At 61.9% G+C, this 26,124-nt stretch carries 24 protein-coding genes and 1 pseudogene; 13 read left to right on the forward strand and 12 right to left on the reverse strand.

What is annotated here, in order from left to right; translation table 11 throughout:
• Positions 1-21 precede the first annotated feature (21 nt).
• The 6 genes from HKD46_RS01910 to HKD46_RS01935 all read right to left on the reverse strand — a co-directional run bounded on the left by HKD46_RS01910 (position 22) and on the right by HKD46_RS01935 (position 5,553).
• Positions 22-1,125, reverse strand: coding sequence for a beta-N-acetylglucosaminidase domain-containing protein (locus tag HKD46_RS01910; protein WP_045525256.1), 1,104 nt, complete (start codon positions 1,123-1,125; stop codon positions 22-24).
• A 45-nt stretch (positions 1,126-1,170) separates the two neighbouring features.
• Positions 1,171-2,898 (reverse strand): potassium/proton antiporter, encoded by a 1,728-nt coding sequence (locus HKD46_RS01915; protein ID WP_010674047.1) that lies wholly within the window; start codon positions 2,896-2,898, stop codon positions 1,171-1,173.
• A gap of 268 nt (positions 2,899-3,166) precedes the next feature.
• Complete coding sequence (locus tag HKD46_RS01920; protein ID WP_010674048.1) at positions 3,167-3,313, reverse strand: hypothetical protein; 147 nt, start codon at positions 3,311-3,313, stop codon at positions 3,167-3,169.
• The gene (locus HKD46_RS01925) at positions 3,313-3,999 is read right to left on the reverse strand and encodes a M15 family metallopeptidase (RefSeq protein ID WP_029314223.1); all 687 of its coding nucleotides are present in this window, start codon (positions 3,997-3,999) and stop codon (positions 3,313-3,315) included. The genes HKD46_RS01920 and HKD46_RS01925 overlap by 1 nt, the downstream gene beginning before the upstream one ends.
• 29 nt (positions 4,000-4,028) lie before the next feature.
• Positions 4,029-5,156, reverse strand: a complete 1,128-nt coding sequence (gene dapE, locus HKD46_RS01930) for a succinyl-diaminopimelate desuccinylase (RefSeq protein WP_010674050.1) — start codon at positions 5,154-5,156, stop codon at positions 4,029-4,031.
• A gap of 22 nt (positions 5,157-5,178) precedes the next feature.
• A complete protein-coding gene (locus tag HKD46_RS01935) occupies positions 5,179-5,553 on the reverse strand; it encodes an ArsC family reductase (RefSeq protein WP_053288949.1) in 375 nt (124 codons plus the stop codon).
• 243 nt (positions 5,554-5,796) lie between these two features.
• On the opposite strand from HKD46_RS01935, the gene HKD46_RS01940 reads away from it, so the two are divergent.
• From HKD46_RS01940 to HKD46_RS01960, 5 genes are all read left to right on the forward strand, one after another.
• Complete coding sequence (locus tag HKD46_RS01940; protein ID WP_171864846.1) at positions 5,797-7,512, forward strand: recombinase family protein; 1,716 nt, start codon at positions 5,797-5,799, stop codon at positions 7,510-7,512.
• A 20-nt stretch (positions 7,513-7,532) separates the two neighbouring features.
• The gene (locus tag HKD46_RS01945; RefSeq protein WP_171864847.1) at positions 7,533-8,474 is read left to right on the forward strand and encodes a hypothetical protein; all 942 of its coding nucleotides are present in this window, start codon (positions 7,533-7,535) and stop codon (positions 8,472-8,474) included.
• Between the two features lie 379 nt (positions 8,475-8,853).
• Positions 8,854-8,991 (forward strand): hypothetical protein, encoded by a 138-nt coding sequence (locus HKD46_RS01950; protein ID WP_010674054.1) that lies wholly within the window; start codon positions 8,854-8,856, stop codon positions 8,989-8,991.
• 111 nt (positions 8,992-9,102) lie between these two features.
• Complete coding sequence (locus HKD46_RS01955; protein WP_010674055.1) at positions 9,103-9,645, forward strand: recombinase family protein; 543 nt, start codon at positions 9,103-9,105, stop codon at positions 9,643-9,645.
• 82 nt (positions 9,646-9,727) lie between these two features.
• Positions 9,728-10,030 (forward strand): DUF4156 domain-containing protein, encoded by a 303-nt coding sequence (locus HKD46_RS01960; RefSeq protein ID WP_146054088.1) that lies wholly within the window; start codon positions 9,728-9,730, stop codon positions 10,028-10,030.
• 1,017 nt (positions 10,031-11,047) lie between these two features.
• On the opposite strand, the gene HKD46_RS01965 is transcribed toward HKD46_RS01960, so the two are convergent.
• A complete protein-coding gene (locus HKD46_RS01965; protein ID WP_010674057.1) occupies positions 11,048-11,362 on the reverse strand; it encodes a hypothetical protein in 315 nt (104 codons plus the stop codon).
• A 285-nt stretch (positions 11,363-11,647) separates the two neighbouring features.
• On the opposite strand from HKD46_RS01965, the gene dcuC reads away from it, so the two are divergent.
• Positions 11,648-13,024, forward strand: coding sequence for a C4-dicarboxylate transporter DcuC (gene dcuC / locus HKD46_RS01970; protein WP_043155244.1), 1,377 nt, complete (start codon positions 11,648-11,650; stop codon positions 13,022-13,024).
• A gap of 140 nt (positions 13,025-13,164) precedes the next feature.
• Complete coding sequence (locus HKD46_RS01975) at positions 13,165-14,304, forward strand: M20 family metallopeptidase (protein ID WP_171864848.1); 1,140 nt, start codon at positions 13,165-13,167, stop codon at positions 14,302-14,304.
• 66 nt (positions 14,305-14,370) lie between these two features.
• Here the strand turns inward: HKD46_RS01975 and HKD46_RS01980 are convergent.
• The 3 genes and pseudogenes from HKD46_RS01980 to asnS form a co-directional block, all read right to left on the reverse strand.
• Positions 14,371-15,028, reverse strand: a pseudogene (locus HKD46_RS01980) (hypothetical protein).
• A 127-nt stretch (positions 15,029-15,155) separates the two neighbouring features.
• The gene (locus HKD46_RS01985) at positions 15,156-16,499 is read right to left on the reverse strand and encodes an anaerobic C4-dicarboxylate transporter (protein ID WP_039039870.1); all 1,344 of its coding nucleotides are present in this window, start codon (positions 16,497-16,499) and stop codon (positions 15,156-15,158) included.
• A 352-nt stretch (positions 16,500-16,851) separates the two neighbouring features.
• On the reverse strand, positions 16,852-18,252 hold the full coding sequence (gene asnS / locus HKD46_RS01990) for an asparagine--tRNA ligase (RefSeq protein ID WP_039039869.1): 1,401 nt from the start codon (positions 18,250-18,252) through the stop codon (positions 16,852-16,854).
• 240 nt (positions 18,253-18,492) lie between these two features.
• Here asnS and HKD46_RS01995 point away from each other — a divergent pair, with 240 nt between their 5' ends.
• Positions 18,493-18,795 carry a hypothetical protein gene (locus tag HKD46_RS01995; RefSeq protein ID WP_010674063.1) on the forward strand — a complete coding sequence of 101 codons (303 nt, stop codon included), beginning with the start codon at positions 18,493-18,495 and terminating at the stop codon, positions 18,793-18,795.
• Here the strand turns inward: HKD46_RS01995 and HKD46_RS02000 are convergent.
• On the reverse strand, positions 18,783-19,604 hold the full coding sequence (locus tag HKD46_RS02000) for a HAMP domain-containing protein (RefSeq protein ID WP_102948169.1): 822 nt from the start codon (positions 19,602-19,604) through the stop codon (positions 18,783-18,785). The two genes, HKD46_RS01995 and HKD46_RS02000, sit on opposite strands and share 13 nt — an antisense overlap.
• A gap of 135 nt (positions 19,605-19,739) precedes the next feature.
• Positions 19,740-21,014 carry an adenosylmethionine--8-amino-7-oxononanoate transaminase gene (gene bioA / locus HKD46_RS02005; RefSeq protein ID WP_171864849.1) on the reverse strand — a complete coding sequence of 425 codons (1,275 nt, stop codon included), beginning with the start codon at positions 21,012-21,014 and terminating at the stop codon, positions 19,740-19,742.
• A 193-nt stretch (positions 21,015-21,207) separates the two neighbouring features.
• Here bioA and bioB point away from each other — a divergent pair, with 193 nt between their 5' ends.
• From bioB to htpX, 5 genes are all read left to right on the forward strand, one after another.
• Positions 21,208-22,296: a biotin synthase BioB gene (bioB, locus tag HKD46_RS02010; protein WP_171864850.1), complete on the forward strand. Its 1,089-nt coding sequence runs from the start codon at positions 21,208-21,210 to the stop codon at positions 22,294-22,296.
• Positions 22,293-23,489: an 8-amino-7-oxononanoate synthase gene (gene bioF / locus HKD46_RS02015; RefSeq protein ID WP_171864851.1), complete on the forward strand. Its 1,197-nt coding sequence runs from the start codon at positions 22,293-22,295 to the stop codon at positions 23,487-23,489. The genes bioB and bioF overlap by 4 nt, the downstream gene beginning before the upstream one ends.
• Positions 23,479-24,282, forward strand: a complete 804-nt coding sequence (gene bioC / locus HKD46_RS02020; RefSeq protein WP_171864852.1) for a malonyl-ACP O-methyltransferase BioC — start codon at positions 23,479-23,481, stop codon at positions 24,280-24,282. The genes bioF and bioC overlap by 11 nt, the downstream gene beginning before the upstream one ends.
• A gap of 108 nt (positions 24,283-24,390) precedes the next feature.
• Positions 24,391-25,071 carry a dethiobiotin synthase gene (bioD, locus tag HKD46_RS02025; protein ID WP_041215555.1) on the forward strand — a complete coding sequence of 227 codons (681 nt, stop codon included), beginning with the start codon at positions 24,391-24,393 and terminating at the stop codon, positions 25,069-25,071.
• 113 nt (positions 25,072-25,184) lie between these two features.
• Positions 25,185-26,057 carry a protease HtpX gene (gene htpX, locus HKD46_RS02030; RefSeq protein ID WP_010674070.1) on the forward strand — a complete coding sequence of 291 codons (873 nt, stop codon included), beginning with the start codon at positions 25,185-25,187 and terminating at the stop codon, positions 26,055-26,057.
• Positions 26,058-26,124: the final 67 nt, after the last annotated feature.

The raw sequence follows: 26,124 nt of genomic DNA on the forward strand, positions 1-26,124 counted from the left end.
ACTTTTCATGGACTCATGAGGTCAGTCGGTCAGGCAGTCCGGATCGAACACGTATTCCCCGGCCAGCCAGCGCAGGATCTCGTTCACGCAGGCCTGATCCTGGAACGGCAGGTAGCGGCTCTTGAGGTGGATGACCTGCTCGGGGGTGAGCTGGGCCAGACCGATGTCCTGGAAGAGCGGCAGGTCTGCCTGGATCATGGCGGAGATCTGCGGCCCGCAGGTGGCGTTGAGGGAGGCGTGCAGCGCCTTGTCAGGATCGTACTGCTTGCCGAGCTTGTAGCTCATGGGCAGGGTGGCGAGCGGCAGGGCCGAGAGGGCCGCCTGCTTCATGGGATTGACCGCATGGCCGCTCACGAGATCCGCCAGCTCTGCCGGACGGTTTTCGAAGGCGCGCAGGTGCAGGAAGCTGCTCGCCTTGCTGCCGTCATTGACCGGATAGTTGTCCCACAGGAAGGGCTTGCGATGGAGCCAGTCGGCGGCCTGTTTGAGGTGGGCAGCCGGATACTCGGTGGAGCAGACTTTGGGGCCGGTCCAGAAGACATCGATGCGCCTGTCGAGCCCCTGACCCAGATCCTGCAGATAGTGGGGGGGCATGGCACCGAACACCTTCTCCAGCACCGGATCCGTGCTGTAGTAGCTGGGGCAGAACAGCAGGCGGCCTGCGTCGGTGTGGGCCGCGATGTCGTGGGCGATGGTGAGCTGCCAGTGGGCGAGATCCGGGGTGTCCCCCTTCATGTCGTCAAACAGGATCGCCAGGATATCGGGCTTGAGCGCCTCTTCGATGAGCCTCACCTTCTCCAGCAGGGCGGGTCGCTGGCGGGCATAGTCGTGATGGGCCCCCATGGGGCTCAGGCCCACCCCGAAGGCCAGACCGTTCTCCCGGCACTGGCGGGCGAGCTGGCACAGGGCTTCAAGCTGGTCGGCGGGCCAGGGTGTGGCCCAGTGCTTGCGCAGGTAGCCGTCTTCCTTGGGGGCGTAGAGGTAGAAGCCATAGCCGTGGCGGGGCAGCCACTGGGCGTAGCGGGCACGGGCTTCCCAGCTCCAGCCCTTGCCAAAGAAACCCTCGATGAGGCCCAGCTTGGGCGAGGGAGGATACAGACCGGACAACAGGGTTTGATAAGGCATGGTTCACTCCCTTCTCACACAAATGCGGGCTACGATGGCCGGCGCCTAGACGGGGTCTTCTTCCAGGAAGCGCACCCCTATCTTGCGGGGTTCACCCTCTTCCATTTCCGCCACCGTCCAGAGCAGTCCCTGCCAGGCGACATGGTCACCGACCACCAGATTATCGCCCAACTGATGGGCAATAAAATCGCCGAGGCTCTGATCCGCCACCTCGCTCACATCCAGCCCGTAGAGCGGGGCGAGATCCACCAGCCTGGCGTTGGCCTCCAGCAGGAAGTCACCGAAGAAGCGCGGGCCCAGATCCTGCTCCGGCGCCTGGCTGAAGAGCTGACCGAGGGCGGGCAGGTCGTGCTCGTGGCCGATGACGCAGAGGATGTCATCGGATTGCAGGCAGGTACTGCCCGAGGGGTGGAGCAGCTCCTGGCCGCGGAACAGGGCGCAGATGCGGGTGCCCTGGGGCATGCGCAGCTCTCGCAAGGGGGAGCCGATGCACCACTTCTCGGCGCTCAGGCGATAGACGAAGGTCTCCCACTGGCTGTCGAGATCGATTTCCAGCCCAGAGCGGTTGATGGGAGAGGGCGGTGCGGGCACCTCCACTCGCGCCAGCTTTGATGCCAGCGGCAGCGAGCTGCCCTGCAGGATGAGCGAAACCAGCACCACGAAGAAGGCGACATTGAAGTAGAGCTGGGCATTGGGCAGCCCCGCCATCATGGGGAAGACCGCCAGGATGATGGGCACGGCGCCGCGCAGCCCCACCCAGGAGATGAACCAGCGCTCGCGGGGCGCGAAGTTCTTGAACGGCAGCAGTCCAATCCAGACCGACACCGGACGGGCAAACAGGATCATCCACATGGCCAGGGCCAGCGCCGGCAGGGCGATGGGCAGCAGCTTGTGGGGCGAGGCGAGCAGCCCCAGCACCAGGAACATGCCGATCTGGCTGAGCCAGGTCAGGCCGTCCAGCACGGAGAGGGTGGTGCTGCGGCTGCGCAGGGAGAGGTTGCCAAGCAGCAGGCCGGTGAGGTAGATGGCCAGGATGCCGCTGCCCCCCACCGCCGTGGTGAGGGCGAAGATGAGCAGGCCGCCGCTCACCGTGAGCAGGGGATAGAGACCGGGGGCGAGCTTGGCACTGTTGATGAGCTTCCACAGCAGCCAGCCCCCCGCAAGGCCGATGCCAGCGCCCAGACCAAACTGCTTGACGAGTTGCAGCAGCAGGAAGCCGGCATCCAGCCCCTGCTGGGCGGTAGCCAGCACCTCGATCAGGGTGACGGTGAGAAAGACCGCCATGGGATCGTTGCTGCCCGATTCTATCTCCAGGGTGGCGCTGACCCGCTCGTTGAGGCTGCGCCCGCCGAGCAGGGAGAATACCGCCGCCGCATCGGTGGAGCCGACGATGGCACCGATGAGCATCCCCTGCATCAGGTTGAGGTCGAACAGCCAGGCGGCGGCGAGGCCCGTGAGGCCGGTGGTGATGGCCACCCCGACTGTGGCCAGCGAGAGCGCGGGCCAGAGCGCGACCCGAAAGGAGGAGACCCGGGTGCGCATGCCGCCGTCCAGCAGAATGATGGCCAGTGCCAGGTTGCCCACCAGGTAGGCGACCGAGTAGTCGGCGAAGTGGATGCCGCCGGGACCATCCTCACCCGCCAGCATGCCGACGGCGAGGAAGATGACCAGAATGGGGATGCCGACTCTGGAGGAGAGTGCGCTCAACAGGACACTGGCGCCCACCAACAGGGCACCGATGAAGAAGAAACTGTTGACGGTGGTGGCATCCAATGGCGAACTCCTTATGGCGGGCTGCAAAACAGGCACATTATATGCAGATTGACCCCCTTTGTGTGGCTTAATTGTGCATTGTTTTGCAGTTTTTTACGTTTGTTGCGCAGTTTTCAAGCAGGGTGAGGGCGGAGTGCCCGCGCGGGAAAGCGCAGGGAAAGGGGGCAATGGATGGGGCTTTCAGTGCAGGCAGAGGGGGGCGGCAGAGGGCGAAAAAATGCCGTGGACGGGAAGGGTGCAGGAGCGCCGACGGGCTCCTGCGAGGGGGTCAGTCGTCCTCGTCGTCCTTGACCTCCCGGATCTTGTCCTTGTACTTGGGCAGCTGTTTCTCGAGCTGCTTCATGTCCTTGATGGCGTTGAGAAACAGGCCGAGCAGAAACAGCAGCGGCAAGCCTATCCATAACCACAAGCTCATCAGAATCTCCTTTCGTGGTGTGCCGGGGTGACATAGCGGGCCAGGATCTCGTCGAGATGAGCCAGGATGCACTCCTTGCCTTCAATATCCGCCCGTTCCAGACAAAGCGCCAGCGCCGCCGGATCCAGGGCCAGCCCGTCGGATTCGGGCGCGAAGCTCAGGTGCCAGGGCTCGTAGGCCACCCCCTGATCCGGTTGCTCCCCTTTTGCATAGGGCAGGAAGAAGCCGAAGTCGTTCATGTGATCGTCCAGCCACTCGCGCAAATCGGCAAACCAGCCGCCCGCCTCGTACTCCCAGGGTTCCAGCGCGAGCCGGGTGCCGGCGGGGAGGCAGTCCGGATCGTAGATGTCGAGATCCGTGCCCCAGTGATGGCGGCTGGTGCCGGGCAGGGCGCTCCAGTGCAGGATGGCGTGCAGTCGCTCGGTCTCGCCCAGTTGCAGGGCATCGAGGGGCTGGTTGTGCGCATCCAGCAGAGGGCGCTCCCCGCGCCATTTGCCGTTCCAGATGGCGAGCTGGCGTTCGAAGCCGCGCCAGCTGGAGGCCGCCTGCAGGTTGAAACCGGCATGGGCGGCAGCCACCTGCATGTCGTTGAAGGCCGCCGCGGTGGCGGCGGTCAGACGATGGGGGCCGCGCCCCACCAGGATGAGGTGGCTCTCATCCAGCCCAAGCAGTTGATCCTGATTCATGGTCTGGTCTCTCTTGTCCGGAGCACCGCTCATGCCAGCAGTCGTGCCAGCACCCCTTGGTACATGTCCGCCAGCAGATCCAGATCGTCCGCCTTCACGCACTCGTTCACCTTGTGGATGGTGGCGTTGACCGGGCCGAGCTCGATGACTTCCGCCCCGGTGGGAGCGATGAAGCGCCCATCGGACGTGCCCCCCGTGGTGAGCAGGGCCGGCTGCTGGCCGTTCACTGCCGCCACGGCGGCGACGGTGGCGTCCAGCAGGGCGCCGGTGTCCGTCAGGAAGGGCTGGCCGGAGAGGGTCCACTTCAGCTCGAAGTCCAGGCCGTGACGGGTCAGCAGCGCCTCGACCCGCTCGCGGATAGCCGCATCGGTGAGCTCGGTGCTGAAGCGGAAGTTGAACTGGACCTGCAACTCCCCCGGAATGACGTTGGAGGCGCCGGTGCCGCCCTGGATGTTGGCGATCTGGAAGCTGGTGGGGGGGAAGTAGGCGTTGCCCTTGTCCCACTCGATGGCGGCGAGCTCCGCCAGCGCCGGTGCCGCCTTGTGGATAGGGTTGTCCGCCAGATGGGGGTAGGCGACGTGGCCCTGCACCCCGCGCACCAGCAGATCGCCGGTGATGGAGCCGCGACGGCCGTTCTTCACCACGTCCCCGACCTGGGCGGTGGAGGAGGGCTCGCCGACGATGCACCAGCGGATCTTCTCGTTGCGTGCCTCCAGGGTGTCGATGACGCGTACCGTGCCGTTGATGAAGGGCCCCTCTTCATCCGAGGTGATGAGAAACGCGATGGAGCCCTTGTGGTCCGGGTGCTCGGCCACGAAGCGCTCGGTCGCCACCACCATGGCGGCCAGAGACCCCTTCATGTCGGCGGCGCCCCGGCCATGGAGCATGCCGTCCTTGATGGTCGGCTCGAATGGCGGGGTGTCCCACTTCTCCAGGGGGCCGGCGGGTACCACGTCGGTGTGGCCGGCGAAGCAGAAGAGGGGACCCTCGCTGCCACGGCGTGCCCAGAGGTTGGTGGTGTCCTCAAAGACCATGGGTTCGATGACGAACCCCAGGCGCGCGAGGCGCTCCGCCATCAGGGTCTGGCACCCTTCATCCAGGGGGGTCACGGAGGGGCGGCTGATCAGATCCTTGGCCAGTGTGATGACGTCCGACATCGGTGTTCCTTAACAGAAAAAGTTAACGGGAGAAGAGGGATTGATAGAGGTCTGCCTTGAAGCCCAGGGTCAGGGTGCCGTCCTGGTCCAGCAGCGGGCGCTTGATCATGGCCGGGTGGGCCAGCAGCAGATCACGGGCCTTGGCGGTGTCGAGCCCCTGTTTTTCTGCTTCCGGCAGGGCGCGGAAGGTGGTGCCACGGGTGTTGAGCAGGGCTTCCCAGCCCAGCTTGGCGAGCCAGAGATCGAGCTGTTCCGGGCTCAGACCGTCGGCGCGGTGATCGTGAAAGCGGTAATCGATACCCGCCTCCTCCAGCCACTTGCGGGCCTTCTTGATGGTGTCGCAGTTCTTGGGGGAAATGCCGTAAAGAACGACTTTGCACTCGGTTTTGTTTTCCATGGAGGTCACCGTGGTTCCGTTTGATGGGCAGTAGCATACAGACGATCACCATGCGTGGAAACGGGGTTGCTTGGGGCTGATCGTCTGACTGATGACTGGCATTGCTGGACTGTGGATTGATGTGGCAAAAATGATATCAACTGGTTATTGATTGATGTGCCGAGCCTCTGATAGGCTCACCTCATCTTAGATTTCAACCTTGCTCACCTGTTTCTTGATGTGGGCCAATGCAAAGGAGTTGTCATGGGTCGTCTCCCGAAGGCGTATTCATACATTCGGTTCAGTACCCCCAAGCAGGCTCAGGGGGACAGCTACCGTCGTCAGATCCAGCAGGCCATCGATTACTGTGCCAAACACAATCTTGAGCTTGATGAAAAAGCGATTGAAGACTTCGGGGTGAGTGGATTTCGTGGCAGCAATTGGACTGATGGTGCATTAGGGCGTTTCATTGAGGCAGTGAAGAGCGGGGCAATTGCGAAAGGCTCTTACTTGTTGGTCGAATCAATGGACAGGCTGAGCCGACAGACGGTTCTGAAGGCCTTTTCTCAGTTCATTGAAATACTCAATGCGGGGATCGCGGTCGTTACGCTCTCTGATGGTGAAATCTTTCGTGCGACCGATGATGGTAATAACTTTGATTTCGCAAAGCTAATCATCTCTATCGTCTACATGGCTCGTGCGAATGATGAGTCAGAGATGAAGAGCCGCCGGAGCCGTGCCGCATGGTCAAACGGTCGTAAAGAGGCCAGAGAGAGCAACAAGGTGATGACTAACTCTCGCCTGCCTACATGGCTAACTAGGGAAGGGGAGCGGATTGTTCCAATCCCAGAGCGTGCCGCTATCGTGAATGAGATGTTCGAGATGGCCAAGTCCGGTTGCGGTTATGAACAGATCGCCAAGGCTTTTTTAGAAAAGGGCTACAAGACGTTCGGCAAAGAAGCTGACTGGCGTCCGGCAGGAATTCAGGCGGTCATCAAGAGCCAAGCTGTGATCGGTGTTTTCCAGCCACACGTTATCGAGAACGGCGAGCGGGTGCCTGATGGGGAACCGATTTTGGGGTACTACCCCACGATAGTGTCCCCCGCCTTGTTTGAAGAGGTGCAGCACCTCATAGGCACGAGAAGCAAGCATAGTGGCTCCTATCGCAAAGGCACTTATAGCAACCTCTTTAGTGGTGTTCTCCGCTGCCAGTGTGGTGAATTGCTTCGATATCACAACAAGGGCAAAGCTGGGAACCCGCGTAATTACCTTGTTTGCCCTAAGCAAAACATAACTGGGTGCAACCTGCCGAATATGCTCTATGACAAGGTTGAACCTCAGCTCTTGCAGGCAGTCAGCTTGCTATCTGCGGTGATGGGGCAAAGAGGGGCGGCATCTGAAAAGACACTTGCTCTGAAGGATGAGTTGGCGATTTTGCAAAGAAAGTTGGAACTGGAAGCCAAGAAGAGAAATAAAGCGGCCCAATCCATGTTGGAACTTGATGACGATGCAGTATTCCGAGAGCTGTTTACGCAATGCAAGGCCAATTGCCAAGCTTTAGAGGTACAAATCCACCAGCTTGAGGATGACATCACGGGGCGAGAGTTATCTGAGAAAACACTTGGAAAGATGATAGTCCCGGATGACCTAAACAATACTGAGCAGCGGCAACGATTTAACAGCCAGCTCAAGGCTGCGGTTAAAGAAATCAGCATTATCAGTACTGGCGACTCAGTGGCTGCTGTTTTCAAGGATCTTGATGGTCAGTTCATGTTAGAGCAGGCGTTTAAACCCAAACTGGCCGGGAGCAGCATTCGAGATATAAGTGGTGAGGAACTGCTCAGAACAACAGCCGAGGCTCCCTACATTGATGCCGACTGGGTGAAGGCCGAGAGCAACGAGTTCGAGTCTATCCATCACAAATCTGATTCCGAGTTTGACGATGATTTCGAGGACTTGAGCTCGGAAGCGTCGAAGTAAAGGTGCTGCAGGGAGTTACGTTGGACGTGACAGGTATTTTTATCGGACACCCTTCACAGGGAATCATCGACCCAAGAGCATTGCTGTCACAGATACCTGGCTTCAATGGGCGGTACAGTCAGTACGTGAGGCGGGCAATCAACAACATCCGGCAGCAGGTGCAAGGACTCGACCTGCCGGAGGTTCCTGAACCGGATAATGGATTGGGGACGTGGACTCCTTTACAAGCCTTAGCCGTGCTGACCTATGGCCCCAGTTCTCACCTGAACGCTGAGTTGATAGCGGAACTCGAGCGGTTGACCAGACAATCATTACCACGAGAGGAAGGTCAGAGCCGTTATGAGGCAGCATTTTACACAGAGTACCTAATTTCGCTGCGTGATTATTTTGAAGCACAGCAGCCGGGTTTGCGAATCGAAGTGATCCCGCAGTTCTCTTGCGGCCCTTACCGAATAGATTTCCGAGTCGATTTGCAGTGGTTCGACCCGGACGGAAAGTATTTTGACAAACCGCTCCGGCAGGAGGCGTACTTGCTGGAGTTTGACGAAGCCTATCATCTGGAGCCAGCGAACCGCCAAGCAGACCAGCAGCGTGATACTTGCATCGAGCAGCAGACGGGCCTCAGACCGCTCAGGATTCGCCATGAGGAGCAAGAGCTGTGGGCTACCATTTGCCGGACTCAGGGACGCATCCTAAGCGTTGAGGAGTACCTGCAAGGGCTGCTGGGGGCGATGGCAGAGCCGGGCAAAGGCCCACATATCGATATCACGCGAGAGTCTGCCCAGAGTGCTTATACCTGCGATTCTGCCGGGTATCTACGATATCCAGCTCAGCCGGGACGAGACCTTAAAGCGATTGCAGAACGGCTTGGCTGGCGGTTGAATCAGAGGCATAGCGGCAATCTGGCATATCACCGTCTGACCCCGCCGCGAGTGAAGGCCAATCGACACATTTCGGGGTGATGTGTCTGGTCGATTTGAGTCTCATCGACACATCCAACAACGTGTTCATGGGCTTTTCGGCGACATGTGTCTGATGTGTCGCTTGTTCCAGCCCGATATAGATACCCGTTTAGTTACTCAGACTCTTATCTATTTACTGCACCGAGGGGGGAGCCTACAAGCCACCCGAAGGAGACAAATCAAGAAGATAGCAACGATCTCGCCCCGTTGGCGGCCCTGAAAAAACAATCCCGAACCCCACCAGCACAAGGAAAACGAGCAGGCAACATTCAGACCCTACGCCGGTATAAGCGAGATGGAGATCTACACCATAGGAGAACCCCATGGAATACATCACATCTGGCCCCTTGTCGGGAGCCATCCAGCAAGGAGAAGGCGTATGAATGAGCAGCAAGGAAACCCGTTACTGAAAGCGTTGGAGGCGGCACTGCTAGCAGCCTTGGGCGTCCTCATCAAGGAGGCCGTCAACTCGATGCAGACACCGCCGCCCCCGCCGAAGGAGCCGGACGCTCAATAGACCATGCCTGTGTGACAGACCGGAAGCCCCCCGGCAACCCCTGTCACACGGGTTGGTTTTCGAGTTTTGACACGTTTTTCTTGCAGGGTCTTGAACCTATTGGAGGCCATCATGGCAATCATCGGGTATGCCCGTGTCTCGACCACGGGGCAATCGCTGGAGCAGCAACTGACAGCTCTGGCGGAGTGCGAAAAAGTTTTTCAAGAGAAGGTCAGCGGTAGCAAGACGGATAGGCCGCAACTACAGGCAATGCTCGAATTTGCCCGGTCTGGGGACGTGCTAAAAGTGACCAAGTTAGATCGACTCGCTCGAAACACCCGTCACTTGCTGGAGATCACAGACCAGTTACACGCCAAAGGGGTAACATTACAGATCCAGAATCTGGGCATCGACACGGCCACTCCGACAGGTAAGCTAATGCTGACCATGATCGGGGCCATCGCCACGTTCGAGCGGGAAATCATGCTAGAGCGTCAGGCGGAAGGAATCGCCTTGGCTAAGGCCAAAGGGGTCTACAAGGGCCGGAAGCCGACAGCGATGGAGAAGCGGGATGAGGTGCTGCATCTTCTATCGCAGGGCATCGCTAAGGCATCAGTGGCAAAGCGGCTGGGTATCAGCGTGTCGAGTGTCCATAGAATTGCTTGTCAACCTTGAGTTGCTTGGGCATGATTTTGTACCGAGTACCCCCTCATTAACTGGGTGTATATCAACCACGATTCAGAGAATGGATTTTGAAATGAAGAAAATTGCAATTCTATTTTCAGTAGCATTAATGACTGCATGTTCATCAAGTTCATCAGCATCATTGCCAGTAAAAGTTATTGATGCTAAAGCAGCAGAGAGCTGCAAGCTCATTGATGTAGTATCAGGAACTGAGATTTTCAGCTTGACGGTAGATAAGAACGTTGCATTGGCAAGACAGAATGCTGCAAATGAGGCTATCAAGCTAGGAGCTAATGCTGTTGTCATTACAGGTACTGACGTTACCGCAAATGGTAATTCGGCAACTGTTACGATGAATGCATATTCGTGCAACTGATCCAGTATTGGTGCTAGCAACCTCGGATATGAGGAGATGTGATCTTGATTGATCGCATCTTTTCATTGCCATCTATCGATAAGGGAGTGTTCATACAGTGAAGTTATCAGGGATTGTATGTGTTCTGTGTGGTGTTTTTCTTACTTCTAATGCTATTGCTGCGATTTCTGAAGAGGGAAGTTCTGTACAAAAGTCCCTCTCTGAAGGCAAAAAATGTATGGCGACATGGAGTAATGAAAGTTCTAAGGAAGGCCAAAAGACAGAGATTTTCGCAGTGAGGGAGCTGGATGATAAGACCCAATACTACGTTTCTCACTCGAATGAGTACCCAAAGATATGGACTTGGGACTTTAGACTTATGGGCATCAAGTGCGAGTAGTGCCCTAAGCAAGCATCATATAGAAAAGCAGTCTGATGCTACGTTGAAAATAGGGTGCCCTGATAGCACTACCTGCGTAGTTGCTTGAATCACATGCGGTACAAACTAGTGGTGCAGTTGACAAAACGTTAAGTTATGCCTTCTCAATGAGATCTGTTTGTTACTAATTGGTGATGACATCGATGGTTCGAAGCCCAAGCATTCCTTGGGCTTTTTTGTGGTCTATTCAATAAAAACAGCTCGCAGTTCTTGATGCCATAGAGGGTGGTGGCCATGGGGGATCCTTTGTCTGCGGGCCGGCGGCCCTGAAATCGTGCAAGGGCCCGATTCTGGCATTGTGGCCCCCCCATGGCAACGCTCATGGCCGGATGGGCTGGTTTTACCAGTCAGGCCGAATGGAGAAGGGAGGGAGCCGCGCGCCAGCACACGCTGGTCTGGGACGGGATGCGCTGCGGTATCAAAGGGGGAGACCGGGGGCAGGAGGCCCTTATGCTGCACGCCTGGCCGGATAGGACGACAGGGGGCAGGGCGTCTCACAGGGACACACACCTGGCCTGGGGCCGGGGAAGAAACGGTGGGGGCCAAAAACCAGAACGCGCCTGCTGGTCTGGGCGCGTTCCGGATTCAGGGGGCGGCACTCAGTGCAGGGTGGTCCACTCGTGATCGAAGACCCGTGCCCGCTCCCAGGGGGCATCCGGCAGGCTGGAGGAGAGGCCGGCGTATTTGCCCACGTCATCCATCACGATGGCGGAGAGAATGGGCAGGTGATTTTCGGTGCAATACATGCGGATGCGTTGCAGCAGGGTGCGCAGTTCATCCTGGCACTGCTCCAGCCCGGCCTGCCTGGCCAGTTTGGAGTAACGAATGGTGGTGCGTTCCTTTGCAGACTCGACGAGGATGTCCCACAGCTTGCAGTCGCAGGTCGGGGTGCCTGCGGTGGCTTGGTTTGTCATAACTCTCTCCGGTGCGAAATGGTCGCTCTGTGTCGACGGGCATCTTGGCCAGTTCACCCCGGCGGGATGTTGATCCAACGCAAACAAAGTGGCGGTTGTCGGTCAGGGATACCCTGGGGAGCATTCTAGATCCAGTTCTGTGATGTTAAATGTCGTTTTTAGTTTTATTTTTGGAATAAAAATCTACAACCGTTTGCTTTTTCCATCTTTATTGATGGTGATCAAGAGGAAAGGGGAGATCCACCACTAGATTGCGCTTTTCGATAATCTTGTCAGGAGTGCACCTTGGAACTCGTCTTCGTCTTGCTCGTGCTGATCGCCGTGGTCTACGGCATCGTCAAGGATTACAACCCGCAGGCGGTGCTGGCGCTGGCGGGCATGGCCCTCTTTGCGGTGGCCTACTGGCTGGGATTGCACCCCATTCTGCCCGCCGACAAGAGCACCGGCTTCGCCCTGTTCGACCTGTTCGAGGTGTTCAAGGGGATCTTCTCCTACCGTGCGGCGGGGCTCGGCCTCACCATCATGGCGGTGGCGGGCTTTGCCACCTACATGTCCCATATCGGCGCCTCCCAGGCCCTGGTGCGGGTGGCGGTCAAACCGGTGGCGGGCATCCAGTCCAGCTACCTGATGCTGGCCATCTGCTACCTGGTGGCGGTCTTCGTCTCCCTGTTCGTCACCTCCGCCACCGGCCTTGGCCTGCTGTTGATGGTCACCATGTACCCTGTGATGCGCAACCTCGGCATCAGCCCGGCTTCCGCCTGCGGCGTCATCGCCACCTCCCAGGCGTTCGAAATCGGCCCGACCCAGACCAACGCCATCTTCTCCGCCGGTCAATCCGGCATGGATCCCACCAGCTACTTCGTCGACTACCAGATCTGGCTGGTGGCCCCCATGCTGCTGGTGACCATGGTGCTGCACTTCTTCTGGCAGCGGCACTGTGACCGTCAGGAGGGCTGGGATCCGGCCCTGCATCGCGGCGAGCACGCGGAGCTTGACGAAAAAGGGGCGGACGAGGTGGCCGCGCCAACCTGGTACGGCCTGCTGCCCATCATCCCCTTCGTGCTGATGATGACCTTCTCCAAGCTCCTGGTGACCAGCATCAGCGTCAGCGTGGAGGTGGCCATGCTGCTGTCGGTCTTTATCGGCATGCTGTGCGAGCTGCTGCGCACCCGCTCGGTGCGCACCGCCTTCGCGGGGCTGTCGAGCTTCCTCGACGGCATGGGCAAGGTGTTCGGCCCCGTGGTGGCGCTCATCGTCTGTGCCGAGCTCTTCGCCGAATCCCTCAAGGCCATCGGCGCCATCGATACCCTGCTGCACTCTGCCAGCAATGCCGGCATCGGCAGCGGCCTGATGACCCTGGTGATGGTGGGGCTCATCATGGTGGCGGCGGTCATCATGGGCTCGGGCAACGCAGCCTTCCTCAGTTTCTCCTCCCTGGCCCCCGCGGTGGCAGCCAAGTTTGGCGTGCCAGCGGTGACCATGCTGCTGCCGATGCAGCTCGCCTCGAGCATCGGCCGCACCGTCTCCCCCATCGCGGCGGTGCTCATCGCCTGTGCGGGCATCGCCAAGGTCTCTCCCTTCGTGGTGGTCAAGCGCACCAGCGTGCCCATGGCGGGGGCCCTGGTGACGGCGCTGCTCCTCAACTATCTGCTGTTCATGTAAAGGCTCTGGTGTAGTAGAGGCGGCGGCCAGTTGATCCACGCTGGCCGACCGCCGTTGACGAGACGGCGTCGAGTGCCCGCCCACTCTTATCGTTGCAAAAACAGTCTGTGTTTTACGCAGATTGTTCCATGGAGAAGACAATGAACGACCTCACGCGCCCGTTTTCCCTCGATACCTATCTGGCGGATCTCGCCCCGCTCATCAACCTCGACTGCGGCACCCGCACCCCGGCCGGGGTGGCCCGGGTCGCCGACATCATGACCGAGAAATATGAGGCCATCGGCTGGCAGGTGACCCGCCACCAGTTCGCCGCCGAGTGCGGCCCCTGCCTCGAGGCAACCAATGCCCCGGGGGCGGATCACTACGACGTCATGCTGGTGGGCCACATGGACACCGTCTTCCCCGAGGGGACGGCGGCCAAGCGACCGCTGAAAATCGAAGGCAATCAGGCCTTTGGCCCCGGCGTCTCGGACATGAAGAGCGGCCTGCTCTCTACCTGGTATGCCTTGAAAGAGCTGGACCCGGCCGTGCTGGCCAGGCTCAAGGTGCTGGTTTGCTGCAACTGCGACGAGGAGATTGGTTCCCCCTGGTCCAAAGCGTGGCTGGTGGAGCGGGCCAGACAGAGCGGCTGCGTGCTGGTGGCCGAGGCGGCCCGCCCGAGCGGGGATCTCATCAGCGCCCGCAAGGGCAATGCCAAGTACCGCATCACCTTCCACGGCAAGGCCTCCCATGCCGGTTCGGCCCTGGCACAAGGGATCTCCGCCATCACGGAGCTGGCCCACTGGGTGCTCGCCATCAACCAGCAGGTCAACATGGAAACCGGTACCACCATGAACGTGGGGGTGGTGCAGGGGGGGACCGGCGTCAACGTGGTGCCCGACTTTGCCGAGGCGATCGTGGATCTGCGCTTCTGGCGCAACGAAGAGGCGCAGGCGGTGCACGACCGGCTCACCTTCATGGCCAACAACCCCTTCCTCGCCGGTTGCCGGGTCGAGGTGGCGCGCCAGAGCTTCAAGCCCGCGATGCGCCCGAGCGGCGACACCGAGGCCCTGATGGCGCTGGTGGAGGCGGCAGGCAGGGAGGAGGGCGTCCCCTTCACCTGGCTGGAGGCGGGGGGCGGCTCGGATGCCAACTTCACCGCCGCCGCAGGCGTGCCGTCCCTCGATGGCTTCGGCCCCATGGGGGGTGGCTTTCACTCGGAGGCGGAATTCCTGCTGCTGGAGAGCATCGAGCCGCGCATCCGCCTGCTTAAGCGGGTGCTGGGCAAGCTGGCCAGATAGCGCTGCATGACAAGCAAAACGGGAGGCCAGCGCCTCCCGTTTTTTATGTGTCGCCCTCGTGAGAGGTCATTCCTCGTCCTCCTGCAGATAGGCGAGGTGCTCCTGGCGCGCCACCTGCCAGTGGCCGAGCGTCAGCGGCGCCGCAAACCCGGGGCCGTCGGTCACCATGGTGTGGTACTCCCCCTGCTCGCCGCAGGCATCGAAGCCATCCCGATCCGCCAGTTGCTGCAGATCGCTGAGGGTGCCAGCATCGAGCCTGCGCCCCACCCACTCGGGGGCCAGTACCCGGGTATCGACGCAGGAGAGGTGGGCGACGATGCCGCGGGTCAGCATGTCCGCCAGCAGCGCCTCGCGGGGTTGCTGCCAGAGCGGGGTGTGGACGGTGAGCCCCAGGGGGCGACAGCGCTCGCGGATCCAGTTCGGTGCGCCCCCCACGCTGTCGATGTCGCCGGTGACGACCCCATCGAGTTGCCACTCCTCTTTCAATGCCGCCAGGGCCCGCTCATAACCGAGATCGAAGGGCGCCTCGATGGTGACCAGCCGATGGGGCAGTGCGAGGGCCGCCGCCTGCCGACGCACCTGTGACAGGGGATGGGCCAGAAAGCGGGGGGGCGGGCGGGGCAAAGGTGACCAGGGCCGCCACCTGATGGCCCGCTTCCCGGGCGTGGCAGAGGGCCTGCATGGCATCTTTGCCGCCGCTCCAGAGCAGGATGACGCGAGACATGGGGGATTTCCGCTGAATAAAAGAGGGCTCATGCTACCCAGAGTGGGGGGCGATGGCAAAGCGCGGGCCGGGGATGCGGGGATAAAAAAGCGGCTCCCACGGGGGAGCCGCTCGCACTGGATGCCTGTTACAGCAGGATGCTGGTCAGGATGAAGCCCAGGGTACAGGAGGTCACCACCCCGATGAGGCCCGGAATGATGAAGCTGTGGTTGATGATGAACTTGCCGATGCGGGTGGTGCCGGAGCGGTCGAAGCCGATGCAGGCGAGATCGCTCGGGTAGGTCGGCAGCACGAAGTAGCCGTAGCTCGCCGGCAGGAAGGCGATGAGCAGCTTGGGTTCGACCCCCAGCGCCAGCCCCATGGGGGCGATGGCGGTGAGCGCCGCGGCCTGGCTGTTCACCAGCTTGGAGATGAGGAAGAGCACCAGGGCGTAGGTCCAGGGCTGGGCCTGTACCACGTGGGCCAGGGTCTCCTTGAGCAGCGGCATGTGGGCCTGGAAGAAGGTTTCGCTCATCCAGGCGACCCCGAACACGGAGAAGATGGCGACCATGCCCGCCTTGAAGACGGCGCCGTTGGCGATCTCCCCCGGCTTGACCTTGCAGCGCATCAGGATGATGGCGCCGGCGATCAGCATCATCATCTGGATCACCAGGTTCATGGAGAGGGGGCCCGTCTTCTCCTTGATGGTGAAGACGGGGCGCAGCGCCTCATCGGCCCCCAGCAGCACCACGGCAGCGATGGCGGCGAAGAAGATCCAGGTGGACCAGTAGGCCTCTTTCGGGAACTTGGTGTTGAGCAGGGTTTCACCACCGCCGTAGATGAAGTCCCGCTGGGCAGGGTCCTTGATCTTGGCCTGGAACTCCTCGTCCTTGTCCAGATCCTTGCCGCGGCGCAGGCTCCACAGGGCCGCCATCATGACCCCCGTGAGCGAAGAGGGGATGGCGACCATCAGGATGTCGAGCAGACCGTAGGCCTGACCCACGCCGTGAGCTGCCGCCAGGATGGAGACCATGGAGACCACGGCCACCGAGACCGGCGAGGCGCAGATGGCCATCTGGGAGGCAACGGACGCCACTGCCATGGGGCGCTCCGGACGGATGTTCTTCTGCAGCGCGATGTCGGCGATGATGGGGAACATGGTGTAGACCACGTGGCCGGTGCCGCACAGGAAGGTGAGGGTCCAGGTGGTGAGCGGCGCCAGCAGGGTGATGTACTGGGGGTGGCGGCGCAGCAGACGCTCGGCCACCTGCATCATCAGGTTGAGACCGCCGGCGGTCTGCAGGGTGGCGGCGCAGCCAATGACCGCCAGTATGGTCAGCATCACTTGCACCGGCGGCTCGCCCGGCACCAGGCCGAAGACGAAGGTCAGCAGGAACAGACCGATACCGCTGATAAGACCCAGCCCCATGCCCCCGAAGCGGGTACCCAGCAGCAAGCAGCCGAGTACCACCAAAAATTCCATCAAGATCATTCCATTACCTCGTGTGTTTTATCCATGTCCCCATCGGCCAGCTGCCCGGGATCCGCTGTCATTAATTACCCCTGAAGGGTTAATGGATATTTTGTCACCCCTAAAGGGGTAAAAAATTGCGTTGCTTCAACAACCGGCTTTTTTCCGATTTAAGTGCATAAAAACTACGGTTCAGCCCTTGAACAGGGGGCCGCGTCCTGGCGCACACCAGATAAATGACGGGAAAGATGGGGGAGCGCACAGGGTTGGGCATGCAAAAGGCGGGAATAACGGGGGCAGGAAGAGCGAGGCGGGCATAAAAAAAGCCGACCCCGGGGGTCGGCTTTTGCACGGTGCGAGTGGGCGGGTCGCCTTAGAACTCGGCGGTGCGGGGAGTACGGGGGAAGGGGATCACGTCGCGCACGTTGCCCATGCCGGTCACGTAGACCACCAGGCGTTCGAAGCCCAGACCGAAGCCGGAGTGGGGCACGGTGCCGTAGCGACGCAGATCGCGGTACCACCAGTAGTCTTCCTTGTTCAGACCCATCTCGGCCAGACGGGCATCCAGCACCTCGAGACGCTCTTCACGCTGGGAGCCGCCGATGATCTCGCCGATCCCCGGGGCCAGCACGTCCATGGCGGCAACGGTCTTGCCGTCGTCGTTGAGGCGCATGTAGAAGGCCTTGATGTCCTTCGGATAGTTCTTCACCACCACCGGGGACTTGAAGTGCTCCTCGGCCAGGTAGCGCTCGTGCTCGGAGGAGAGATCGATGCCCCAGGAGACCGGGAACTCGAAGCTCTTGCCGCAGTTTTGCAGCACGTCGATGGCGTCGGTGTAGTCAATCTGGGCGAAGTCGGAGGCGACGAAGCGCTCCAGACGACCGATGGCGTCCTTGTCCACGTGCTGGGCGAAGAACTCCAGATCGTCGCGGCGCTCGGTCAGCACGGCGTTGAAGACGTACTTCAGCATGGCTTCGGCCAGGGCGGCGTTGTCTTCCAGATCGGCGAAGGCCACTTCCGGCTCCACCATCCAGAACTCGGCCAGGTGGCGGCTGGTGTTGGAGTTTTCGGCGCGGAAGGTCGGGCCGAAGGTGTAGACCTTGGACAGGGCGCAGGCGTAGGTTTCGACGTTCAGCTGGCCGGACACGGTCAGGAAGGTCTCCTTGCCGAAGAAGTCCTTGTCGTAGTCCACCTTGCCTTCGGGGGTGCGCGGCAGGTTTTCCATGTCCAGGGTGGAGACGCGGAACATCTCGCCGGCCCCTTCGGTGTCGGAGGCGGTGATGAGGGGCGCCGCGATCCAGAGGTAGCCCTGTTCGTGGAAGAAGCGGTGAATGGCCTGGGAGAGGCAGTTGCGCACCCGGGTCACGGCACCGACGATGTTGGTGCGGGCACGCAGGTGGCCCTGCTCGCGCAGGTACTCGATGCTGTGGCGCTTGGCAGACATGGGGTAGGTGTCCGGATCTTCGACCCAGCCCACCACCTTGACCTCGGTGGCCTGCAGTTCGAACGCCTGGCCGCTGCCCTGGGACTCGACCACGGTGCCGGTCACTTCGACGGAGCAAGCTGTGGTCAGACGTTGCACTTCATTCTCGTAATTGGCCAGGGTATTGGGGGCGACGGCCTGCACCGGATGGAAGCAGGAGCCATCGGAAACGGCCAAAAATGAGATCCCCGCCTTGGAATCGCGGCGGGTCCGGATCCACCCTTTCACAGTCAGGGTGGTGCCGACCGAATACTTACCGGCCAGCACATCAACTACGGATGCGTGCGTCATCGAAATATTGTCTCCAGCTTGTTCTTGCAGCGCTATTTGCAACACTAGGGGTCTGGCCCGGGCGCAGTTGGCCCACCATGGCAGACTAAGCCGTTCATCTTACCCGCGCAGGTTTGATAAACAAGCAAAAATGTCGGACCCTTGCGGGGATTTCCCCATGCATCGTGCATGGATCATGGCGGCTGGACGGGGGTGAGGGTGAAGGAGCGCAGGCGGGGGCCGGATGGCTGGATACGGGTGTTGCAGGGGCTGGTGATCCTCTGCTGGGGCGGCTTTGTCGCCCTGCTCTCCCTCTATCACTTCGCCCGGCCAGAGGTGGCTTACGGCTTTCTGGTCTATGGGGGCGTCAAGGTGCGCCAGAGCTGGGACCCCCTGCTTACCCCCTGGCTGGAGCGCGGGCTCTGGGGTTGCTGCCTGCTGACCCTGGTGGTGCTGGTGCTGGCCCGTGGCCGCAGCCGCCGACAGGAAGATGCCCGCCACGTCAATCTCTTCATCCTGCTGCTGATCCTGGTGGCCTGCCTGCTGCTTTACTACCGGGGCTGAGGGCCGTCGCCGTCATCCATCCCCTGAGAGGCGGGGCGCTTGCCTATCTGGCGCTCCACGCTGTCGAGCATCTGGTTGTAGGCGAGCGCCACCCGGCCAATCTCGTCCCCTTCATCCCCCTCCAGCCTGTGGCCGAAGTCGTTGCGATCGGTGGCCTCCTCCATGGAGCGGGTCAGCTGGTTGAGAGGGCGGACTATCCAGGTGCGGATGACCCAGAGGGTGAGCAGGAGTCCCAGCCCGAAGATGAGGGTGAGGCTCAGGGCCGAGGTGAGGATGTTCTGCTCCACCCGGGTAAACAGGTTGTCGAGGGAGTAGTCAAAACGCACCGCTCCCAGTACGGTGTTTTCCGGCACCTGGTGGCAGCTGGTGCAGTCGGTACCGCGAAAATCCTTTCTGGCCAGCAGCGGGCGGGTCACCACCAGCCGGCTGTGCATGCCGTCATGCTCTACCTCCAGGCTCCCCTTGCCCGCCAGCGCCAGGGCATCAAACCTGTCCTTCGGGGCCTCGACGTCACGGCCCGGCCCGTACTGCTTGTTGACCGCCGCCCCGCGCACGATGCGGGCATCTTCCACGTGGGCGTGATGGAGAAACTTGGCGCGCAGGGTGTCGCGGGCGTCCATCTTGCCGGTCAGCATCAGCATGTTGAGGCCGTCGAAGTAGGCCTCGGTCTGCTCGCGGCTCTGTTCCTTGATGAGGGTCAGGATGAGGTCACGCTCGCGCACCGCCTGATAGGCCGCGGAAAACACCAACACCATGGAGAAGATGAAGAGCAGGAAGAAGTTGATCTTGGCAGCAATGGAGAGGCGCATGGGACTGGTACATCTGTTGGGTAAAACCCGCGCAGTCTACTCTCCTCGCCGGACGGGTTTTGGTGTCTTGCTCACATTCTGATGAAAAAGCGCCGAAAGGCCCTGCGTTCTCATGCAGGGCCCGTTCAACCGGACTCAATATTCGCCGCTGGTGATGGCCTCGTGGATGGCGCCGGTCAATACCCGCAGCTCTTCAGGGGTGATGACGAAGGGGGGCATCAGGTAGATGAGCTTGCCAAAGGGACGGATCCAGGCGCCCAGCTCCACGAACTTGCGCTGGATGCGCGCCACGTCCACCCGCTCCTTCATCTCCACCACCCCGATGGCGCCGAGCACCCGCACATCCGCCACCGCCGGGTGCAGGGTCAGTTCCACCAGTTCGGTTTTGAGTTGGTGTTCGATGGCTTGCACCCGCGCCTGCCAAGGCGAGGCGAGCAGCAACTCGATGGAGGCGTTGGCTACCGCGCAGGCGAGCGGGTTGCCCATGAAGGTGGGGCCGTGCATGAAGACGCCCGCCTTGCCGTCACACACGGTGCGAGCCACATGCTCGGTAGTGAGCGTGGCCGACAGCGTCAGGTAGCCGCCGGTAAGCGCCTTGCCCAGGCACATGATGTCGGGGCTGATCCCCGCCCAGTCGCAGGCAAAGAGCTGGCCGGTGCGGCCAAAGCCGGTGGCGATCTCGTCGGCTATGAGCAGCACGCCGAATTCGTCGCACAGGGCGCGCACCCACTGCAGGTAGCGAGGGTGATAGAAGCGCATGCCACCTGCCCCCTGGACGATGGGTTCGAGCACGATGGCGGCAATTTCCTCGTGATGATCCGCCACCAGGGTGGCCAGCTCCACCACGCTCTGCTCGTCCCACTGGGCGTGGAAGCGGCAGCTTGGCGCTTCGACGAAATGGTGTTCGGGCAGGAAGCCCTGGTAGAGCTCGTGCATGCCGCCATCCGGGTCGCACACGCTCATGGCGCCGAAGGTGTCGCCGTGATAGCCGCCCCGAAGGGCAACGAATTTGGCGCGGGGCGTCCCTTTGGCATGCCAGTACTGCTGGGTCATCTTGAGGGCCACCTCCACCGCCACCGAGCCGGAATCCGCCAGAAAGACCCGATCCAGCCCCTTCGGGGTGATCTCCACCAGTTTGCGGCAGAGCTCGACCGCCGGGGCATGGGTCAGGCCGCCAAACATCACGTGGGACATCTTGCCGAGCTGGGCGGTGGCGGCCGCGTCCAGTTCCGGCACCTGATAGCCGTGAACGCAGGCCCACCAGGAGCTCATGCCATCCACCAGCTCGCGCCCGTCCGTCAGGGTGAGGGTCACCCCTTTGGCGCTGGCCACTTCATAGCAGGGCAGGGGATGGGTGAGGGAGGTATAGGGGTGCCAGACGTGGTGCAGGTCGAATTCTTGATTGGTCATTTTGTGCTCTGTTGTCAATTGATTTGATCTGGTCGGTGTTGACAGTCTACGCGTGCTCTCTACACTAGCCAACAATTTCAGCCACTTGGCTTCGCGCACGCCCTGGCGTCGCGCTGTCCAGCTGGCGGGTCTTGCGGCGAACGCTCTCTTGAGCGCGGCGCAGGATCCCACCAATAACAACCGGAAGCCATGTATGAATGCTCTCACCGCGGGTGCCCACGCCCTTCGTCACGACTGGACCCTGTCCGAGGTTCAGGATCTCTTTGCCCTGCCATTCAACGATCTGCTGTTCCAGGCCCAGATTGTGCACCGCGCCCATTTCGACCCGAACGAGGTGCAGGTAAGCACCCTGCTCTCCATCAAGACCGGGGCCTGCCCGGAAGATTGCAAATATTGTCCCCAGAGCGCTCGCTACCACACCGGGCTCGAGACCGAGCGGCTGATGGAGGTGGAAAAAGTGCTGGAGCGGGCCCGGGAGGCCAAGGCCAACGGCTCGTCCCGCTTCTGCATGGGGGCGGCCTGGCGCAACCCGAAAGAGAAGGACATGCCCTATATCCTGCGCATGATTGAAGAGGTGCGCGGGCTCGGCATGGAGACCTGCATGACGCTCGGGATGCTGACCGCCGATCAGGCGGCGCGTCTCGGGGCTGCTGGGCTTGATTACTACAACCACAACCTCGACACCTCGCCGGAGTTCTACGGCGACATCATCACCACCCGCACCTATCAGGACAGGCTCGACACCCTGGAGCATGTGCGCGGTGCCGGCATGAAGGTCTGCTCCGGCGGCATCGTCGGCATGGGGGAGCAGGCGAAAGACCGTGCGGGCCTCTTGATGGCGCTCGCCAACCTGCCCCGCCACCCGGAGAGCGTGCCCATCAACATGCTGGTCAAGGTGAAGGGGACGCCCCTGGAGAACCAGGAGAACCTGGACCCGTTCGAATTTATCCGCACCATCGCCGTGGCGCGCATCATGATGCCGGCCTCCCACGTGCGCCTCTCCGCCGGGCGGGAGAAGATGAACGAGCAGATGCAGGCCATGTGCTTTATGGCCGGGGCCAACTCCATCTTCTACGGCTGCAAGCTGCTGACCACCCCCAATCCGGACGAGAACAGCGACATGCAGCTCTTCAAGCGCCTTGGCATTCGCCCCGCCCAGCGGGCCCAGAAGCCGGATCAGGTTCAAGAGGAGGAGCTGCTGGCCGAGGTGAACCGCCAGAGCGAGCCGAGCGAACTCTTCTACGATGCCACCCGTTCCCGCGCTGATGTCCTCCGTCCATGATGACGCCCGTTGTTACCGGCCCCTTTGCCCTGGGGGAGGCGCTGGCCGAGCGTGAACAGGCCACCCTGCTGCGCCGACGCACCCCGGTGGATGTGGCGAGCGGCGGGCGGATCCGGGTCGGGGGGCGCGATTACCTCAACGTCTCTGGCAACGACTACCTGGGCCTTGCCGGTCACCCCGCCATCAAGGCCGCCTTCACGGCGGGGGTGGCGCAATATGGCGCGGGGGCAGGTGCCTCGCCCCTGGTGACCGGCTACAGCCGCGCTCACCAGCAGCTGGAAGAGACGCTTGCCGACTGGCTCGGGGTGGAGGCGGTGCTGCTGTTCAACTGTGGCTTCTCCGCCAATCAGGCGGTGCTCAAGGCCCTGCTCGGCAAGGATCACCTGCTGTGGCAGGACAGGCTCAACCACGCCTCCCTGCAGGAGATGGGGAGCCAGCTCCCCTGCAAGATGAAGCGCTTTTGCCACAACGACATGGCGGCCCTTGAGCGGCTGCTTGAGCCAAACCGGGGCCTGATCGTCTCGGAAGGGGTCTTCAGCATGGACGGGGATCAGGCCCCCTGGGCTGAGCTGGCAACACTCGCATCCCGAAGCGGCAACTGGCTGATGATTGACGATGCCCACGGCCTCGGCGTGCTGGGTGCCGAGGGGCGCGGCACCCTGGCGGCCCAGGGGGTGAACCCGGCCAGCGTGCACATCCAGATGGGGACCTTCGGCAAGGCGCTCGGGGTGGCCGGCGCCTTTGTGGGCGGCAGTCGCGAGCTGGTGGAGTACCTGGTCAATTTTTCCCGCCACTATGTCTACAGCACCCATATGCCCCCCGCCCAGGCGTGCGCCGTGCGCCAGAGCATCGAGCTGGTACGCGTAGCCGACGAGGCCCGTGCCCACCTGGCTCGCCTTGTCGCCCGGTTCCGGCAGGGGGTGCAGGCGCTCGGCTGGCGGCTTGGGGCAAGCGATACCCCCATCCAGCCGCTGCTGGTGGGGGAGAGCGTCGCTGCCCTGCAACTGGCCGAGCGGCTGCGGGAGCGCGGTGTCTGGGCCGGCGCCATCCGCCCGCCCACGGTGCCGGTCGGCACGGCGCGCCTTCGCATCACCCTGTGCGCCGCCCATGGCGAAGATGACGTGGATCGCCTGCTCGAGGCCCTGGGGCCCCGCCCATCCACCGACGAGAGAGGGGGCGCCCATGGTGCATGAGCGTTTCCAGTCGGTGGACAAGGCACAGCTCGCCCGCCGCTTCGGGGCGGCGGCCCGCCACTACGACGCCCACGCCCGCTTCCAGCAGGAGGTGGGGCAGTCGCTGCTGGCGCGCATGGACGAGGGGGGCGTGAAAGAGGTGCGCTCAGGGGCCGGGCTGGATCTGGGTTGCGGTACCGGTTTCTTCCTGCCTGCACTGGCGCCGCGCTGCGAGACGCTGACCGGGCTGGATCTCGCACCCGGCATGCTGGCCCAGGCGGCCCTTCGCGGCAGCGGAGCCCGCCTGGTGTGCGGCGACGCGGAGGGGCTGCCCTTTGCCGACCAGAGCCTGGACTGGGTTTTCTCCAGCCTGGCCCTGCAGTGGTGTGAGAGGCCGGCCCAGGCCTTTGCCGAGCTCAACCGGGTGCTCAAACCCGGTGGCCAGGTCTTCTTCTCGACCCTGCTTTCGGGGTCACTGTGGCAACTGCGGGAGGCCTGGCGGGCCGTGGATGGTCGTGACCATGTCAATCGCTTCCTGACGTTGCCCCAGTTGCAGCAGGCGGCCCGTGACGGGGGCTTCGAGGCCCCGGCACTCTGCCCGCTGACCTGGTCCCTCGCCTACCCGGCGCTCAGCGGACTGCTGCGCGACCTCAAGGGGATAGGCGCGAGCCAGGTCAACGACGAGCGGCCTGCGGGTCTGGGTCATCGCCAGCGCCTGGTGCGACTGGGGGAGGCCTACGAGCGCCACCGTCAACCGGACGGCCTGCTGGCCGCCAGCTACGAGGTCTGCCTCGGGCGCCTGGTGCGGCGCTGACACAAAAAGACCCGGCACACCCACCCCTTCAGCGGCAGGACGCGCGCCTGCCTTTCACCATGGATATCGGGGCGCCTCTGCGTCCCTGCACTGCATCGAGGAATCATCATGGGGACATCCTATTTCATCACGGGCACGGACACCGATGTGGGCAAGACCCTGGTGGCCCGCACCCTGTTGCTGGCGCTTGCCGCCAGAGGCATTCGCTGCGCCGGGTACAAACCGGTGTCGGCGGGCTGCACCCGCACCCCGGAGGGGCTTCGCAATCTGGATGCCTTGCTGTTGCAGCAGGCGGCCACGGTTGCGCTGCCCTACGAGCAGGTCAATCCCTATGCCTTCGAGCCGCCCATCGCCCCCCATATCGCCGCCCGTGAGCGGGGGGCGAGCATCCCCTTCGAGGGGCTGTCCGCCGGCTTGCGGGAGATTGAGGGAGCTGGGGCCGATCTCGTCATTGTCGAGGGGGCGGGGGGCTGGTTCCTGCCGTTGGATCATCAGCGTCTGCTCTCGGAGTGGGTCGCCCAGGAGCGGCTGCCGGTGATCCTGGTGGTGGGGGCCAGGCTGGGCTGCCTCAACCATGCCCTGCTCACCGTCAGCGCCATTCGTCAGCAGGGGTTGACCCTGGCGGGCTGGGTCATCAACCGGGTGGATCCGCACATGAGCCGCTACGAGGAGAACCTGGACACCTTGAAAGCCATGTTGCCGGCCCCATTTCTGGGGGAACTCCCCTTCGTGGACGCGGTGAATGAGGTGGATTTGCACCACTGTCTCGATGTGTCGCCCTTGCTCTGAGGCCAGACATTCAGCAAACATTCATCGAGTCTGTCTATTATCTGGGGCAAGTGTGGCATCGGTCGCCCCTGGGGCGCCCCGAACCATGCATCCATATCTCACAAGGAGTCAATATGAAGCGAATTATGCTATTCCTGGTGACCAACCTGGCCGTCATGCTGGTGCTGGGGGTGGTACTCAATATCCTGTTCTCGGTTCTGGGGATCAACAAGTCCAGCATTTCCGGTCTGTTGGTGTTCTGCGCCGTGTTCGGTTTTGGGGGTTCCTTTATCTCCTTGCTGATGTCCAAGTGGATGGCCAAGCGCAGCTATGGCGTCCAGGTCATCGAGCAGCCCCGCAACGAGACCGAGCACTGGCTGGTGAGCACTGTTGCCCGTCAGGCCCGTGAGGCTGGCATCAAGATGCCGGAAGTGGGGATCTACGACTCCCCCGAGATGAACGCCTTTGCCACCGGCGCCCGCCGTGACGACTCCCTCGTCGCCGTCTCCTCCGGTCTGCTCTACAGCATGAGCCGCGACGAGGCGGAAGCCGTGCTGGCCCACGAGGTGAGCCACGTGGCCAACGGCGACATGGTGACCCTGACCCTGATCCAGGGGGTGGTGAACACCTTCGTGATGTTCTTCGCCCGCATCGTGGCCGGCGTCATCAGCAACTTCTTCAGCTCCAACAACGAGGAAGAGAGCAGCAGCACCGGCGGTTTCGCCTACATGATCACCGTGTTCGTGCTGGAGATGGTGTTCGGCGTGCTCGCCTCCATCATCGTCATGTGGTTCAGCCGTCAGCGCGAGTTCCGTGCCGACGCCGGTGCCGCCAAGCTGGCCGGCCGCGACAAGATGATCGCCGCGCTCCAGCGTCTTGCCCGCGGTGCCGAGCCGCAGATGGAGGGTTCCATGATGGCGTTCGGCATCAACGGCAAGCGCTCCATGAGCGAGCTGTTCATGAGCCACCCGCCCATCGAGCAGCGCATCGCCGCCCTGCGTGGCTGATAGCCAGTCATCTAAAGAAAACGGCTGCCCTCGGGCAGCCGTTTTGCATTCCGGGGACGGGGTTTTG

Source organism: Aeromonas sp. TW 6, assembly GCF_013168745.1.
GTDB classification, from domain to species: Bacteria; Pseudomonadota; Gammaproteobacteria; order Enterobacterales; family Aeromonadaceae; genus Aeromonas; species Aeromonas caviae.

Bases quoted from the DNA above. Each gene is read 5' to 3' on its own strand.
- HKD46_RS01910 (WP_045525256.1), bottom strand. From the start codon at position 1,125: ATGCCTTATCAAACCCTGTTGTCCGGTCTGTATCCTCCCTCGCCCAAG.
- HKD46_RS01920 (WP_010674048.1), bottom strand. From the start codon at position 3,313: ATGAGCTTGTGGTTATGGATAGGCTTGCCGCTGCTGTTTCTGCTCGGC.
- HKD46_RS01925 (WP_029314223.1), bottom strand. From the start codon at position 3,999: ATGAATCAGGATCAACTGCTTGGGCTGGATGAGAGCCACCTCATCCTG.
- dapE (WP_010674050.1), bottom strand. From the start codon at position 5,156: ATGTCGGACGTCATCACACTGGCCAAGGATCTGATCAGCCGCCCCTCC.
- HKD46_RS01935 (WP_053288949.1), bottom strand. From the start codon at position 5,553: ATGGAAAACAAAACCGAGTGCAAAGTCGTTCTTTACGGCATTTCCCCC.
- HKD46_RS01940 (WP_171864846.1), top strand. From the start codon at position 5,797: ATGGGTCGTCTCCCGAAGGCGTATTCATACATTCGGTTCAGTACCCCC.
- HKD46_RS01950 (WP_010674054.1), top strand. From the start codon at position 8,854: ATGAATGAGCAGCAAGGAAACCCGTTACTGAAAGCGTTGGAGGCGGCA.
- HKD46_RS01955 (WP_010674055.1), top strand. From the start codon at position 9,103: ATGGCAATCATCGGGTATGCCCGTGTCTCGACCACGGGGCAATCGCTG.
- HKD46_RS01960 (WP_146054088.1), top strand. From the start codon at position 9,728: ATGAAGAAAATTGCAATTCTATTTTCAGTAGCATTAATGACTGCATGT.
- HKD46_RS01965 (WP_010674057.1), bottom strand. From the start codon at position 11,362: ATGACAAACCAAGCCACCGCAGGCACCCCGACCTGCGACTGCAAGCTG.
- HKD46_RS01975 (WP_171864848.1), top strand. From the start codon at position 13,165: ATGAACGACCTCACGCGCCCGTTTTCCCTCGATACCTATCTGGCGGAT.
- HKD46_RS01985 (WP_039039870.1), bottom strand. From the start codon at position 16,499: ATGATCTTGATGGAATTTTTGGTGGTACTCGGCTGCTTGCTGCTGGGT.
- asnS (WP_039039869.1), bottom strand. From the start codon at position 18,252: ATGACGCACGCATCCGTAGTTGATGTGCTGGCCGGTAAGTATTCGGTC.
- HKD46_RS02000 (WP_102948169.1), bottom strand. From the start codon at position 19,604: ATGCGCCTCTCCATTGCTGCCAAGATCAACTTCTTCCTGCTCTTCATC.
- bioA (WP_171864849.1), bottom strand. From the start codon at position 21,014: ATGACCAATCAAGAATTCGACCTGCACCACGTCTGGCACCCCTATACC.
- bioB (WP_171864850.1), top strand. From the start codon at position 21,208: ATGAATGCTCTCACCGCGGGTGCCCACGCCCTTCGTCACGACTGGACC.
- bioF (WP_171864851.1), top strand. From the start codon at position 22,293: ATGATGACGCCCGTTGTTACCGGCCCCTTTGCCCTGGGGGAGGCGCTG.
- bioC (WP_171864852.1), top strand. From the start codon at position 23,479: ATGGTGCATGAGCGTTTCCAGTCGGTGGACAAGGCACAGCTCGCCCGC.
- bioD (WP_041215555.1), top strand. From the start codon at position 24,391: ATGGGGACATCCTATTTCATCACGGGCACGGACACCGATGTGGGCAAG.
- htpX (WP_010674070.1), top strand. From the start codon at position 25,185: ATGAAGCGAATTATGCTATTCCTGGTGACCAACCTGGCCGTCATGCTG.